The organism is Rhizobium skierniewicense (genome assembly GCF_014196515.1).
Lineage (GTDB): Bacteria > Pseudomonadota > Alphaproteobacteria > Rhizobiales > Rhizobiaceae > Agrobacterium > Agrobacterium skierniewicense.
In genome coordinates this window covers 222166-236951 of the sequence record NZ_JACIDV010000001.1, presented here as the reverse complement: position 1 = coordinate 236951, position 14786 = coordinate 222166, and the positions used below count along the sequence as shown (strand labels likewise).

General features: G+C 56.0%; 13 protein-coding genes. 6 read left to right on the top strand and 7 right to left on the bottom strand.

The genetic code is table 11. From position 1 onward, the window contains the following. Positions 1–57: 57 nt before the first annotated feature. The gene (locus tag GGQ73_RS01045; RefSeq protein WP_183893269.1) at positions 58–2739 is read right to left on the bottom strand and encodes a DNA translocase FtsK; all 2682 of its coding nucleotides are present in this window, start codon (positions 2737–2739) and stop codon (positions 58–60) included. A 309-nt stretch (positions 2740–3048) separates the two neighbouring features. Here GGQ73_RS01045 and GGQ73_RS01040 point away from each other — a divergent pair, with 309 nt between their 5' ends. After that, on the top strand, positions 3049–4404 hold the full coding sequence (locus GGQ73_RS01040; RefSeq protein ID WP_183893267.1) for an enoyl ACP reductase FabMG family protein: 1356 nt from the start codon (positions 3049–3051) through the stop codon (positions 4402–4404). A 123-nt stretch (positions 4405–4527) separates the two neighbouring features. Here the strand turns inward: GGQ73_RS01040 and betC are convergent, their stop codons facing one another. Both betC and choX read right to left on the bottom strand, forming a co-directional pair. Beyond that, positions 4528–6042 carry a choline-sulfatase gene (gene betC / locus GGQ73_RS01035; protein WP_183893265.1) on the bottom strand — a complete coding sequence of 505 codons (1515 nt, stop codon included), beginning with the start codon at positions 6040–6042 and terminating at the stop codon, positions 4528–4530. Between the two features lie 17 nt (positions 6043–6059). Next, the gene (gene choX / locus GGQ73_RS01030) at positions 6060–7013 is read right to left on the bottom strand and encodes a choline ABC transporter substrate-binding protein (protein ID WP_183893263.1); all 954 of its coding nucleotides are present in this window, start codon (positions 7011–7013) and stop codon (positions 6060–6062) included. A gap of 94 nt (positions 7014–7107) precedes the next feature. On the opposite strand from choX, the gene GGQ73_RS01025 reads away from it, so the two are divergent. After that, positions 7108–8001, top strand: a complete 894-nt coding sequence (locus GGQ73_RS01025; RefSeq protein ID WP_183893261.1) for a choline sulfate utilization transcriptional regulator — start codon at positions 7108–7110, stop codon at positions 7999–8001. Between the two features lie 18 nt (positions 8002–8019). Here GGQ73_RS01025 and GGQ73_RS01020 read toward each other — a convergent pair whose 3' ends face one another. Further along, positions 8020–8853 carry an AraC family transcriptional regulator gene (locus GGQ73_RS01020; RefSeq protein ID WP_183893259.1) on the bottom strand — a complete coding sequence of 278 codons (834 nt, stop codon included), beginning with the start codon at positions 8851–8853 and terminating at the stop codon, positions 8020–8022. 101 nt (positions 8854–8954) lie between these two features. Here GGQ73_RS01020 and GGQ73_RS01015 point away from each other — a divergent pair, with 101 nt between their 5' ends. Beyond that, complete coding sequence (locus GGQ73_RS01015) at positions 8955–10160, top strand: MFS transporter (RefSeq protein ID WP_183893257.1); 1206 nt, start codon at positions 8955–8957, stop codon at positions 10158–10160. 57 nt (positions 10161–10217) lie between these two features. Here GGQ73_RS01015 and minE read toward each other — a convergent pair whose 3' ends face one another. The 3 genes from minE to minC are packed head-to-tail and all read right to left on the bottom strand — an operon-like array spanning position 10218 to position 12057. Beyond that, on the bottom strand, positions 10218–10478 hold the full coding sequence (minE, locus tag GGQ73_RS01010; protein ID WP_174155179.1) for a cell division topological specificity factor MinE: 261 nt from the start codon (positions 10476–10478) through the stop codon (positions 10218–10220). Next, positions 10475–11287 carry a septum site-determining protein MinD gene (gene minD / locus GGQ73_RS01005; protein WP_174155181.1) on the bottom strand — a complete coding sequence of 271 codons (813 nt, stop codon included), beginning with the start codon at positions 11285–11287 and terminating at the stop codon, positions 10475–10477. The genes minE and minD overlap by 4 nt, the downstream gene beginning before the upstream one ends. A 32-nt stretch (positions 11288–11319) precedes the next feature. After that, positions 11320–12057, bottom strand: a complete 738-nt coding sequence (gene minC / locus GGQ73_RS01000; RefSeq protein WP_174155183.1) for a septum site-determining protein MinC — start codon at positions 12055–12057, stop codon at positions 11320–11322. 336 nt (positions 12058–12393) lie between these two features. Here minC and GGQ73_RS00995 point away from each other — a divergent pair, with 336 nt between their 5' ends. The 3 genes from GGQ73_RS00995 to GGQ73_RS00985 all read left to right on the top strand — a co-directional run bounded on the left by GGQ73_RS00995 (position 12394) and on the right by GGQ73_RS00985 (position 14705). After that, positions 12394–13167 carry an amino acid ABC transporter substrate-binding protein gene (locus tag GGQ73_RS00995; protein ID WP_183893255.1) on the top strand — a complete coding sequence of 258 codons (774 nt, stop codon included), beginning with the start codon at positions 12394–12396 and terminating at the stop codon, positions 13165–13167. Between the two features lie 105 nt (positions 13168–13272). Continuing rightward, positions 13273–13953 (top strand): amino acid ABC transporter permease, encoded by a 681-nt coding sequence (locus GGQ73_RS00990; RefSeq protein WP_183893253.1) that lies wholly within the window; start codon positions 13273–13275, stop codon positions 13951–13953. Beyond that, positions 13950–14705: an amino acid ABC transporter ATP-binding protein gene (locus tag GGQ73_RS00985; RefSeq protein ID WP_183893251.1), complete on the top strand. Its 756-nt coding sequence runs from the start codon at positions 13950–13952 to the stop codon at positions 14703–14705. Before GGQ73_RS00990 ends, GGQ73_RS00985 begins: the two co-directional genes overlap by 4 nt. Positions 14706–14786 lie beyond the last annotated feature (81 nt).

Below are 14786 nucleotides of genomic sequence, written 5' to 3'. Positions count from 1 at the left end.
ACCCGGCACGTGTTGCCGGGTTTGCGGTCTCCCACTAGCTTGGTCGCAGCGGATTGATCAGTCCACGGCGCCGGGAACCTCGGACATATCGCGCTCACCGATGATGATCGAGCGTTTGCCGACATGGTTGGCAGGTCCAACGATCCCTTCCTGTTCCATGCGCTCCACCAGAGATGCGGCGCGATTGTACCCAATCGACAGGCGCCTTTGAATATAGGAGGTCGAGCACTTCTTGTCGCGCAGAACGACCTTCACGGCTTTTTCGTAGAGATCGGCAGTGTCATCTTCGGCCATGGCGGTCTTGTCGAAGACGGCGCTGTCTTCTTCCTCGCCGTCATCGGACTCATCGGCATCTTCGGTCACGGTGCCCAGATATTCCGGGCGTCCCTGTGTCTTCAGATGCGCAACGACCTTTTCAACTTCCTCATCAGAGACGAAAGGACCGTGCACACGCGCAATGCGTCCGCCACCCACCATGTGCAGCATGTCGCCCTGCCCCAGCAGATGTTCGGCACCCTGTTCACCCAGGATCGTGCGGCTGTCGATCTTGGAAGTCACCTGGAAAGAAATACGCGTCGGGAAATTGGCCTTGATGGTGCCGGTGATCACATCGACGGAGGGTCGTTGTGTCGCCATGATGAGGTGAATACCGGCAGCGCGTGCCATTTGCGCCAGCCGCTGGATTGCACCCTCGATCTCTTTACCGGCAACCATCATCAGGTCGGCCATTTCATCGACAATGATGACGATGTACGGCATGGCCGTAAGGTCCATTTCCTCCTGTTCGTAGACGGCTTCACCCGTCGCACGGTCAAACCCGGTTTGCACATTGCACATCACGGTTTCGCCCTTGGCACGGGCAGACGCCGCACGGGCATTGTAACCATCGATATTGCGCACACCCAGCCGCGACATCTTGCGATACCGGTCTTCCATTTCCCGCACGGCCCATTTCAGCGCCATCACAGCCTTTTTCGGGTCCGTTACAACCGGTGTCAGCAGGTGTGGAATGCCATCATAGACCGACAGTTCCAGCATCTTGGGATCGACCATGATCAGGCGGCATTCCTCCGGCTTCAACCGGTAGAGCAGCGACAGGATCATGGTGTTGATGGCGACCGACTTGCCGGAACCCGTGGTACCAGCCACCAGAAGATGCGGCATCTTGGCGAGTTCGGCTACGACGGGCTCGCCGCCAATGGTCTTGCCGAGGCAAAGCGCCAGCTTCATCCGCGTTTCAGCGTAATCGTATGATTCGATCAACTCGCGGAAATAGACCGTTTCGCGCACCGGGTTGGGCAATTCAATACCGATGACATTGCGGCCGGGCACCACGGCAACGCGGGCAGACAGAGCCGACATGGAACGGGCAATATCATCCGAGAGGCCAATGACACGCGAAGACTTGACGCCAGGCGCAGGCTCAAACTCGTAGAGCGTGACGACCGGACCGGGACGAACATCGATAATCTCGCCTTTGATCCCGAAATCTTCGAGTACGCTTTCCAGCAGACCGGCGCTCTGTTCCAGCGCTTCCGGCGTCATCGTCGTCGTTTGCAGAACCTGCGCCTTCTGGAGCAGGTCGATGGGCGGGTATTCGTATTCACCTTCGCAAAAAACCGGAGCATCCAGGAACATGGGCTGATTGTTGCGAGCGACCGTACGCATCTCGCGACGCGGCGGGCTGGCAACGGGAGCCGAGATGGTGGCTTGCTCGAAGGGAGAGGCAACCTGGACCGTTTCTTCGACCGGTGCCGCGATAACGTCGTCCACGGTCTCGACAACTGGTTCCCTTGATCCAACAGCACGAATGTCCAGTTGTCGATACAGCGCGACAGCCGATTCCCCAGCGTTGGAGAGAACAGGCGCGTCGGCAACGGGTCTTGGCTGACGGATAATCTGCACCGCAGCGGGTCTTTGAACAACAGGTGCCGTTGGTTTGACTGGGGCTGGGGTTGCAGCCACGGTCTGAGCCTTGATCCGGGCCAGTTCTGCCAGCCGCATGGGCTTTGAAGGCGGCAGCAAGGCGCCGCCCACATCCAGGCTCATCGCCTCCCAGAACATCTCGTCTGACAGAGACGCGGCGAAGGCAGGCACATCCAGCGTTTCGACAGAATTTTTGGTGTCACGTTCGGAAGGAAAGCAAGCCACATCGACCTGCTCCACCACATTTGCTTGTGTCGGCTGGGCCGTCTCGGACGCCGACTCAACGGGCTCGGCGACCTCTCTCTGCTTCAACGCCAATTCGCGACGCAGGCGGTATGTCAAAGCGAGAGCGCCAATCGCGCCCGGCGGCTGCGGCAACACGGCGGGCCGGGCGATTTTGCGCTCTTCATCCGTCAATTTTGGCTCGGTTGATTCGACACTGACAGGCTTGATGTCTGCGTGCACAAGGGAATCGACGTCATCCTCGGCTTTGCCAGGCGCACTACCTGTCGACTGCTTTCCCGCAACGATATTTTGCGGGGTCCGGGTAAAGCGGACATTGGGCCCAAGGGTAAAGGCGTTCTGCCACAACGGCATCTCGTCACGCCCCTCGATCGCGTTAGCGGCAATCTGATCTGCGTTATGACCCATTACGGCACGCTGATCAGCCGTCAACGGAATCATTCCGTCTGACGCGCTTAGCGTCACATTCGGTTCTGCCACGGGCTTCTTTGCTCCCCTCTCTTCTATCGTATTGATGGAATGGTTTAAATTTGAACGGGGAATACGCATCACAGCCTGTACACTCATCATAAACGGACATTCGGCACAGCAAATGAGATAGAAAATAAAGGTTAATCACCTATTGCCAAAGCGCCGATGGAGGTGATTTTTCCCAAGCGATTTTTCCGCTGTGTCCATCCAGACACGCCGACGTTACGTCAGATCATCAGCAGAGTGTGACGCCGAATGGGGTCTGGCCGGCACCCAACGGCACCTCACTTCACGCTTTGATATATTCCGTCATTTTAAATGACTTTCTTTCTGGGGCGTCTGCAGTCATTTAGTCTTACACAACTGTCGCGGTGATTTGCCGACGCCCCAATCTGAAGAACTGAGCACATGAAAAACCCGATTGCGATGGAGATTATCTCCGAAAACACCGTGTTTAAAAAAGGCGACGTCTTTGTACTGTTCGGCGAACTGTTCGGACGTGGCTATGCGACAGGCCTTCTTGACCAGGCCCGAAAAGCTGGAATGCGCATCGTTGGCATCACGGTTGGACGTCGTGACGAAAACAACGCTCTGCGCCCTCTGACCAGCGACGAGCTTTCCGAAGCCGAAGCTCGCCTTGGCGGAACGATCATCAACGTGCCGATGATGGCTGGGTTCGATCTCGATGCGCCTGAAAACGGCCCGACACCGACAGATCTTCTCGCTGGCCTGACGCTGGAAAGCTGGCAGCACGAAAAGCTAGACTGGGATTACATCGAAAAATGCCAGGCCGTTGCCACAGCTCGTTTTAAAGAGTCGCTGTCGCAGGTCATGGCTAAGCTCAATGACATGATCCCGAATGGCCGCAACGTGTTCTTCGCTCATACGATGGCAGGCGGAATTCCCAAAGCTAAGGTTTTCCTGGTCATTGCCAATCGCATCTACAAGGGCACCGGAGCGCGCCACATGTCGTCGCAGTCGTTGATCGACAGCGATATGGGCAAGTTGATTCTGCGGAATTTTGACGAGGTTTCAGCCAACACGTTCCGCCACCTGATCGAGGCCAGCGCATCCATTCGCGAACGCGTTGAAGCATCCGGTGGACAGGTTCGCTATACGGCCTACGGTTACCATGGAACAGGCATCCTGATCGACGGTGAATACCGTTGGCAGACCTACACGAATTACACCCAAGGCTACGCAAAGATGCGTCTCGAAGGCATTGCTGAAGAAGCTTGGGCCAAGGGCATCAAGGCTTGCGTGTACAACTGCCCTGAGATTCGTACGAATTCTTCCGATGTGTTCACGGGCATTGAACTGCCGTTGATACCGCTCTTGCTGGCGCTTAAAAAAGAAAACGGCGGCAAGTGGGCGGACGAGCAGTGGGCCGCCTGCGAGGCACTTCTGGCCGACGGTTTCACGCTTGATGACGTCATGCGCAAGATCAGCAATCTGCAGGCCAGCGACGTCATGGTCCCGTTCTACGATTTCACTGCTTGGCCAATGCCCAACAGCCAGACGCAGGCTGATCTGACCATCGGCACGTCGAACGAAATCACTGCGATGCATCGTGACAACAAGAATATGATCAGCGATCTGTTGAGCGCGCTTGTCGTTGAAGCGACTGGTCAACTGATTTTCGGCGCATCGTCTCAACCACGTGCGCCCGTTCAGTGGCTGAACCACGACGTCGTCGCGCGCCGTCTGAATGCAACACACCAGGGCGAGACGTCTGCCAACATGGCGGCAACAAAAGCTGCGTGATCGTCAGATCGCTCTGCTGATGATCGTTCTTCGTGTTTGGCACACTGAGGCCGATAGTCTCTGAAATATGTGGGCTATCATTTTTCGGCGTCAAGCACAGCGTCTCGCATCCCGCCTCGGGGATCACTCACCCCGAGGAAATCTCTGGTTTTCTTCAAGAACATTCAAATCCATGTGGTTTCGCATGTAGCGCTCAGATGCTTTCTGGAGCGGTTGATAGTCCCATGGGTAGTAGGCACCATTTCGCAGCGCCTTGTAGACCACCTGTCGGCGTGCCTGACTTTCGCGAATGGAGGCATCGAAAGAGGCCAATTTCCAGCGACTTTTCACTTGCCCCATAAGCGACGCCAAAGTCGCCTGATGGCGCGGATCACCTGCAAGATTGTAGCGCTCGTTTCGATCAGTTTCCAGGTCGAATAGCATCGGAGGATCGTTTTCGCAGATCGTCAGCTTGTAGCGCCCGTCGCGTATGGCCACCAATGGCGCGATTGATCCCTCGGCTGCATATTCCATCGGGACGGGGCTCCGTTTGGTCGATTGCTGCGCGAGCCCGGACAAATCCTCGCCATCGGTCCACCGTTTCAGCGCAGTGATATCCAAACCAGCGAGAGAACACAGGGTCGGCGTCACATCCAGCGTCGAGACCGGCGTATCGACATGCTTTGCGCTCCAACCGGGCGTTGAGATCATCAAGGGCACACGCACTGAACCTTCGAAGAAGCACATTTTGAACCACAGACCGCGTTCGCCCAGCATGTCACCATGGTCGGAGAGAAAAACGATCGTCGTGTTATCGTCCATTCGCGTGCGTTTCAGAACATCCATGATCTCGCCGACCTTGTCATCGACATAGGAGATATTGGCAAAGTACCCCTGTCTCGCGCGCCGGACCTGTTCAGGTGTTATCTCAAAGGCGCGGTGATCACAGGCTTCCAGCAGGCGCTGCGAATGCGGATCTTGCTTTGCGAACGGCAGTGGCCCGGTCTGCGGATCAAGTGCCGGACAATCATCGTATAAATCCCAATATTGACGCCTTGCGACATACGGATCGTGCGGATGGGTGAAGCTGACGGTCAGGCACCAGGGACGATCATCCAGCCCGCGTGAAAGGTCGTAGAGTTTCCGCGTGGCGTGGTAGGCGACCTCATCGTCATATTCCATCTGATTGGTGATTTCGGCAACGCCCGCCCCACTGACGGAGCCAAGATTATGATACCACCAGTCTATCCGCTCGCCGGGCTTGGTATAATCAGGTGTCCAGCCGAAATCCGCGGGGTAGATATCCGTCGTCAGTCGTTCTTCGAAACCATGCAGCTGGTCCGGTCCGACGAAATGCATCTTTCCTGAAAGACCGGTGTAATAGCCCGCTGACCGCAGATGGTGCGCGTAGGTGGGAATATCAGACGCAAACTCCGCTGCATTATCGTAAACCCGTGTACGACTTGGAAGTTGGCCGGACATGAATGACGCACGTGCAGGCGCACAAAGCGGACTGGCCGTATAGCTGTTGGAGAAACGAACGGAGCGCTCCGCCAGAGCCTTCAAATGCGGCGCGTGGAGAAAATCCGCTGGTCCATCAGGGAAGAACGTTCCGTTCAACTGATCGACCATGAGGATGAGAAAATTCTGACGCGTCATGCATGTTTATCCCGATATCACAGACCGACCGCGGCCTTGACCGCAGCATCACCCGGCTTGCCATCCAGCGTCATCACACCGGAAAGCCATGTGTCGATGATTTTCGGATTGGCTTTGAGCCACGCTGTTGCCGCATCGGTGGACGTCTGACCGCCGAGAATTTCGCCCATGAGCTTGTTTTCCATGCCCACATCAAATTTAAGGTTTTTAAACAGGCTGGCAGCGTTCGGGCACTGTGCCGTCCAACCGGTTCTGGCCAGCGTGTAGACCTGCGCGCCGCCAAAATCCGGTCCGAAATAATCATCGCCACCGGACAGATATTCGATCGAGAATTTCTCGTTCATCGGATGAGGTGCCCAAGCCAAGAACACGACACCCTTTTTGGATTTGGCCGCGCGCTCCACCTGAGACAACATTGCCTGTTCACCGGATTCGACCAACTCCCAGTCCTTCAAACCGAATTTCTCGTCGGCGATGATTTTCTGAATATTCTGGTTGGCTGGAGCACCAGGTTCGATTCCATAAATTTTCTTGTCGAACTCATCTGCATGTTTGGACAGGTCAGCGAAACTCTTGATGCCTTTTTCCGCCATGTAGGATGGAACGGCGAGCGTGAACTTCGCGCCCTCCAGGTTCTGCCCGATAATTTCGACAGCCTTCGCGGACGTCAGATCGTCTATGAACGACTTCTGGGCGGGCATCCAGTTACCGAGAAAAACGTCGATCTCTGCGTTTTTCATGGCCTGATAGCCAATTGGAACGGATAGCGTCTTAACGTCCGGCTCGTATCCAAGCGCGCCCAGCAAAACTGTTGCCACGCCATTGGTCGCGGTGATGTCGGTCCAACCGGGATCGCTCAGCCGGACCACCTTGCAGGCAGCGTCATCCGCTGCCTGTGCGTTGCCTGCAAAAGCAGCAATGACCAAAAGAATGCCTGCGGTGATGCGCCCCGTACGAAAATTCCCGTTCATCGCTGTTCTCCGATTCATCAAGTATTTTAGTGAACAACAGATTGATCTCTGCCGTGAAGCGGATATTTTTTGATATCTGGCAAAAGGATTTTTTATGGCTGATCGACCGATCAATCTGGGATGGATGCGGATATTGCAGGAAATCGGCAGGCGCGGCAGTCTGACCGCAGCGGCACAGGGGTTGGGTCTGACGCAGCCTGCGGTGAGTTATCAGATCAGGCGTCTTGAAGATGAACTGGGTATCCGCGTTTTGAAGCGCCAGCATCGCGGTGTCGAACTGACGCAGGAAGGCAAGGCGCTCTACGACCTTGTCAGCCGTCACGTTGCAGAGATCGACCAGTTGGCCGGGACGTTCAAGACCGATGAAAGAGCGACCGTTCGGCTGCACACGGACTATGCGTTTTCGTCGCTATGGCTCATTCCCAGAATGCAGGAATTCCGCGCCCGATATCCCGACATCAACATTCAGATCGCCGCGACACAGAACCCGCTCCGTCAGGATACGGGTGAAAATGATGTTGTAGTCATTTTCGGAACCCGCGAAGAGGCGGGACGAAACGCGACGTTGCTGCTGCCGGAGAAAGTAAGGCCCGTTTGCGCACCCGGCTTTTTAGACGTCGCATCTGACATGGTAACGCCAGAAAATTTGGCAAAACTGAAGCTTATCCACCTCGAAAGTTCCTGGGCATCGACGTGGCACGATTGGCCCAGTTATCTCGCCGCTGCTGGCATCCATAGAAATATCGAACATGGCAGAGGCGACATAAGCTTCAACACCTATTCCCTGGTGGTCCAGTCCGCTATCGGCCAACAGGGATTGGCGCTTGGCTGGGCGGGTCTGGTGGATGATCTGCTGAAAACTGGCGCACTTGTCAGTGTCGGCCCTGAACTTGAAGCCCCGGACCGGGGATATTGGTTGATGGGCTCATCCGGCAGAAAAGGTGCCACGGCAAAACTGGTGGATTGGCTGCGCGAGAAGGTGTCTTAGCGACAGCAGATTCTCCAATCATGGATGCCTGATTATTCGTATGCCCGATGATTTGAGGTAAGCGCTTGGTGATCTGCCCAACATGCGGCGAAACATGGTGGTGAAGGCCGAAACATTCTCATATCCCGCATCCAGCGCGACATTTGTTACGCTCTCCCCGCTAGCCAGACGCGGTAAAGACGCGAAAATACAAGCTTGCTGGCGCCATGTGACGAAACTTACACCCGTTTCCGCGCGAAACAGGCGGGTAAATGTTCGTCGACTCATGCCCAGCGCCAGCGCCCAATCGTCGATGCTGGTGTTGGCGGCTGGGGCGCTGAGAAAATGCCTGCAAAGCGCAGCAATATGTGGGTGAGACGGAAAGGGGAGCCCCAGCGGCTTTTCGGGAAGCTGACTGATTTCATCCATCAGCAGTTCCATGACCAGTTCGCGCCTGCGCGTCGCTGATCGTTTCACGTCATCCTGAACGAGTTCCTCGATCAGGTTTCCAGCGAGAGCGGTGACTTCGACGACGCGTGGCCTGTCGGTGATGATGACATCGCGGTGCACGTAGACGGAATGCATTTCCACTTCGCTGATCATTTCGCTGGAGTGCTGCAATCCAGCGGGAATGATCAGCCCATGGCCGGGTGGAATCATCCAGCGCCCATCACCCGTACTGACCACCACGACCCCACTATGGGCAAACCACAGCTGGGTTTTTCCGTGCAGATGCACCGGGCTCTTGAAGCCTTCGGGATAGAGGCGGCGAAGCGCCAGCACGGATTCATTATTGCCGTCGATGAAACGGAGCATGGCGTCATGCTCGTCGCTGCGCAGAAAGCCTGATCTATGGGACTGACCATCCGACATTTGGCCCACTCGCGTAAAAACTAGACCACACCACAAAAGCAGGCCGAAAACAATGGGGTTACAAGAACGCAAAATCATGCCGAGTATCTGGAGAGAGACCCATGGCGAGTGTGACCAGCACGAGCTTCAGTGCCGAAAGAACGACATTTTCCATCATCGCCGCAGCCAGCTTCTGCCATATGCTCAACGATATCATGCAGTCGCTGCTGACATCGCTCTATCCGCTTCTCAAGGCGAATTATGCGCTTGATTTCGTTCAGATTGGTTTGCTGACATTCGCCTTTCAGGTCACGGCTTCGCTGCTACAGCCTGCGGTGGGCATAGCGACGGATAAATGGCCGATGCCGTTTTCGCTGCCGGTCGCCATGCTGTCGACCTGCGCTGGGCTGTTTACGCTCGCTTACGCACATAGTTTTGCGGTTCTGGTCATCGGCGCCTGCATGATCGGCATCGGTTCTGCCATTTTTCACCCCGAGGCGTCACGCGTGGCGCGCGTTGCGTCCGGTGGCCGTCACGGCCTGGCACAGTCTTTCTTTCAGGTTGGTGGCAACACCGGCACGGCCATCGGGCCGCTTTTGGCCGCCTTCATCGTGCTGCCGATGGGACAACAGAGCCTCAGCTGGTTTTCGGTAATTGCACTGATCGGCTTTGCCGTTCTGTCCTGGGTCAGTGTCTGGTACAGCCGTCACCGTCGAAGCAATGCCGGCCGGCCGCCAGCCAGCCGCGCCTTGCCCATGGCCAAAAACAAGGTCATCATGACGCTGGTCGTCCTTATCATTCTGACGGCAACCAAGAACGCCTATCTTGCCAGCCTTTCAAGCTACTTCACATTCTACACCATCGAGAAGTTCGGCCTTTTGGTTCAGGACGCGCAACTGCTGCTGTTCCTGTTCCTTGGCGCATCCGCTGCGGGCGTGTTTTTCGGTGGCCCGATTGGCGACCGGTTCGGCTCGCGGGTCGTCATCTGGTTCTCGATCCTTGGTGTCATCCCGTTTGCGCTGCTTCTGCCCTATGCCAATCTGATGTGGACAGCCATTCTTGTCGTGCTGATCGGCTTTGTCTTTTCGTCGGCATTTTCAGCCATCGTGGTTTTTGCGCAGGAGCTCGTGCCAGGGCGCGTGGGGCTGATTGCGGGTATGTTCTTTGGCTTCGCTTTCGGCTTTGGCGGCATCGGAGCGGCGGTTCTCGGGGTCTTTGCAGACCGCGAAGGCATAGAATTCGTCTATCGCGTCTGCTCCTACATGCCCCTCCTCGGCTTGCTCACGGTCTTTCTACCGCAATTACCGAGCCGCCGACGCGCAGTCTAAAGCACAAAAGCCGCCTGAACGATGATTCAGGCGGCTTTTTATTGTGTGGATCAGGTCTCAGGCAGCGCGCAACTGTGCCGACAAGGGGATTTCCACATCGATTTCCAGTAACGACATGTGCTCGTCACTGTCCATCTTGACATGAACCTTATCGCTGTCGATCTGCACGTGTTTGGCGATGACAGCCAGAATTTCCTCACGCAGCAAGGCGACAAGCTCATTGCCGACACCGTTGCGTTCATGCGCCAGCAGAACCTGCAACCGCTCACGGGCAAGAGGCGCCGATTTCTGTTTGCGGAAAAGGTTGAAGATGCTCATGCGGCCCTCCCGAAGAACTTGGCGAAGATGCCACGCTTTTCGCCAGGAATCATCATGGGAACGTCTTCGCCGCGCAGGCGACGTGCCGCATCGAAATAAGCCATGGCAGGCGGAGACTTTGCATCCGCCAAGGTAACAGGCGCACCGACGTTGGATGCACGCAAAACGTCCATGCTTTCAGGAATGATGCCGATCAACGGAATGGACAGAATTTCCAGTACGTCTTCGACCTTCAGCATATCGCCCCGTTCGGCCCGAACCGAATCATAACGGGTCAGCAGCAGGTGCTTTTCCATGCGCTCGCCACGCTCGGCCTTCAGCGTCTTGGAATCAAGCAGGCCGATAATGCGATCGGAGTCGCGAACCGAGGACACTTCCGGGTTGGTGACGACAACGGCCACATCCGCATGACGCATCGCCAAGGTCGCACCGCGCTCGATCCCAGCCGGGCTATCGCAGATGACCCAGTCGAAATGCTTCTTCAGCTCACCGATGACCCATTCAACACCCTCAGGCGTCAGATTATCCTTGTCGCGTGTTTGCGATGCCGGGAGGAGAAACAGTGTATCGAGACGCTTGTCGCGGATCAGCGCCTGCGGCAGTTTCGCATCACCCTGGATAACGTTGACAAGATCGTAGACGACCCGGCGTTCCGCGCCCATCACCAGATCCAGATTGCGAAGACCGACGTCAAAATCGACAACGACGACCTTCTCGTTATTCTGTGCCAGCGCAGCACCAAGCGCGGCTGTGGACGTGGTTTTTCCAACGCCTCCCTTGCCGGACGTAACGACGACGACTTTCCCCATCCTGCTCTCCTGTTCGTTTTGCCGCTTACGGCTTAATTGAGTTTGTCCGCTTTGATCGTATCGTTTTCCAGCCACAGCTGGACGGCCTGACCGCGAAACTTCGGGTCGATATCTTCAGCCACCTTGTAGACGCCATCGATGGCCAGCAACTCGGCCTCAAGCTTCTTGCAGAAGATCCGCGCCGAAGCGTTGCCAAGCGAGCCTGCCATGGCGCGTCCGCGCAGCGCACCGTAAATGTGGATCGATCCACCAGCGATGACTTCTGCACCGGAGGCCACGGACCCGACGATCGTCACATCGCCCTCGGGAAAGATGATCGATTGACCGGAACGAACCGGCTCGCTGATCATCAGCGACTGAACCACGCTACGGATTTCCGTCACCGGCGGCTTTGAAACGTCTTCCGCGACTTCGGCTGTGGCGAGCGATACCGGCTCGACCTCGACGTCCGACGCTGCCTTTCCGCCCTTCAAAGCAGGCGGCATGCCGGGCTCGATCATGGACGGACGGGCGCCCTCAATTCCCATGATCGCGACATTACGGGAAAAAAGCTCGGCGAGAAGGCCTTTCAAGCCTGCCTTGTCCAGCTTCAAATCCGCGACGTCCAGAACAACAGGACGCGACAAAAAGAAACCGGCAGAACGTGCTGCCAGATCATCCAAACGCTCAAGCCATTGGTCCAGAGGCTGTTCAGGAGAGAGCACGACCGCGAGAAACGAGCGGCCCTTGATGCGGATTGAACGTGAGGTGTCTGTTAGCACTTTGGTCATCTTGGTAAAGAAATCATTGACAATCAGGTACCGCGAATGTGGTTAACAAAGGATTAACAGGCGCTGTTTCCGACCGTAGAAATTAACTCGAAATGACCTTGACAGACCGATGGCTCAGAATTGCCATAGCGCTGAATTTTCAAATGATTCTGCCATAATGCGGCACATAGCTCGCCTTCAGAGAGTAAGCATCCAACCTTCAACCGGAAATTCCCGTAACGCGTCAGGAAAAGAGAAAAATATTCTCTTCAACTGCATCTTTTTGCGTCTTTGTCCCGTTTAAATCCGCACGATTTATGTGAAGAGACATCATTAGAAAATTCTGAAAGGAAGATTATGCGCTGGTTCAAGACAATCACAATCGCCTCCGCACTGAACGCTGCCATGTTCGCTCCGACATTCGCTGGCGAAAATCTTGACCAGATCAAGTCCGAAGGCGTCATCAAGATCGGAACCGAAGGAACGTATGCGCCTTTTACCTTCCATGATTCGGCAAACAAGCTCGTCGGTTTTGATGTAGAAATCGGTGAAGCCGTTGCCAAGAAGCTCGGCGTCAAGGCCGAGTTTGTTGAGGGCAAGTGGGACGGCCTGATCGCCGGTCTGGATTCCAAGCGTTACGACGCCGTGATCAATCAGGTTGGCATCACCGAAGCGCGCAAACAGAAATACGCTTTCTCCGATCCCTACATCGCATCGAAGGCGGTCCTGATCGTCAGCGAGAAGAACACCGACATCAAGGGCTTTGCAGACCTGAAGGGCAAGAAATCGGCTCAATCGCTGACGAGCAACTTCGGCAAGCTGGCAACAGAAGCGGGCGCAGAGCTGGTTGGAACAGATGGCTTCGACCAGTCTATCCAACTGGTGCTGACAGGCCGCGCCGACGCGACCGTCAACGATAGCCTCTCCTATCTTGATTTCAAGAAGAAACAGGCGAATGCACCCGTGAAAATCGTCGCTGAACAGCCGGACGCTGATTATTCCGGCATTATCGTGCGCAAGGGCGACGACGATCTGGTTGCTTCCATCAACAAGGCACTGGCCGACATCAAGGCTGATGGCACCTACAAGACGATTTCCGACAAGTATTTTGGTCAGGACGTCTCCAAGTAGGCTGACATCCCGTCTATTTTCCTGCGAGAAAATAAGTCATTGTTGAGATAAGATCATAAGGTCCGGCGTCCAGCGCCGGACTTCGCATTTTTTGAGGGGTTTGCCGTGCCGCATTGGCTTCAACTGATGATGGATTCCCTGCCCACGCTCCTGTGGGCAGGCGTGAAGTTCACCATCCCACTGACTCTGCTTTCGTTCGCGCTTGGACTAACGCTAGGGCTCGCCACCGCCGTCGCCCGGCTGTTCGGCCCTGCGCCGCTGCGGTTGCTCGCGCGTTTTTACGTCTGGGTCATTCGCGGTACGCCGCTGCTGGTGCAACTGTTCGTCATCTTCTACGGCCTCCCTAGTATCGGTATCCTGCTGGACGCATTCCCCGCAGCGTTGATCGGCTTCACACTGAATGTAGGCGCCTACACCTCAGAAATCATTCGCGCTGCCATTTCGTCGGTTCCGAAAGGCCAATGGGAGGCTGCATTTTCGACCGGCATGAACTGGCGTCAAGCCATGCAGCGCACCATTCTGCCGCAAGCGAGCCGAGTGGCTGTTCCCCCACTGTCCAACACCTTCATTTCTCTGGTGAAGGACACTTCGCTCGCCGCAGCCATTACCGTACCGGAACTTTTCCAGTCCGCACAACGCATCGTCGCCACGACCTATGAACCGCTGATCCTTTATATCGAGGCGGCCATCATCTATCTGGCCCTCAGTTCCGTGCTATCAAGCTTGCAGGCGCGTCTGGAAGTTCGTTTCGCCCGTTACGGCGGCGTGATGGAGACCAACCGATGATCGAACTTTCCAACATTGAAAAACGCTTCGGCGAAGCCGTTATCCTCAAAGACATTTCGCTGAGCTTTCCCGAAGGTAGCGTCACGGCACTGGTTGGCCCTTCCGGAGGTGGCAAAAGCACATTGCTTCGCTGCATCAATCTGCTGGAACTCCCCACGGAGGGCACAGTGCGGATCGGCACCGATGAGGTCACCTTCACATCAGGTCGCAAGGTTGCATGGCAATCCATCCAGAAAATCCGCCGTCAGACGGGCATGGTATTTCAGAATTTCCAGCTTTTCCCGCACCGTACATCCATCGAAAACGTCATGGAGGGCCTGCTGATTGTTCAGAAGTGGTCACGCGAAAAGGCAAGAGATCGCGCCATGGAGCTGCTGACCAAAGTGGGTATGGAGCACAAGGCCGATGCCTGGCCCGCCAATCTTTCGGGCGGGCAGCAACAGCGCGTTGCAATCGCAAGAGCGCTCGGCCCCTCTCCCCACGTGCTGTTGTGCGACGAGCCGACATCTGCGCTGGACCCTGAACTGTCAGAGGAGGTTGTCGAGGTGCTCGGCCAACTCGCACGAGAGGGAACGACGATGGTCATGGCGACGCATGATTTGCGCCTTGCCTCGCGCATTGCCAACAACGTCGTGTTTCTCGAGGCCGGCAAAGTGGTTGAAACCGGCTCGTCCGATTCCATTTTCCGCTCTCCGCAACAGGAGCGTACGCGCCGCTTCGTTTCCTCCATCAACGCCGCACAATCCCTTTAGCAACTGTGTTTAAGTTGCTAGCGGGCCGCGGCGGCGAAAAGGCGGGCCTCGCGAATTATCAAGCATGGCGCAGCGGCCTTT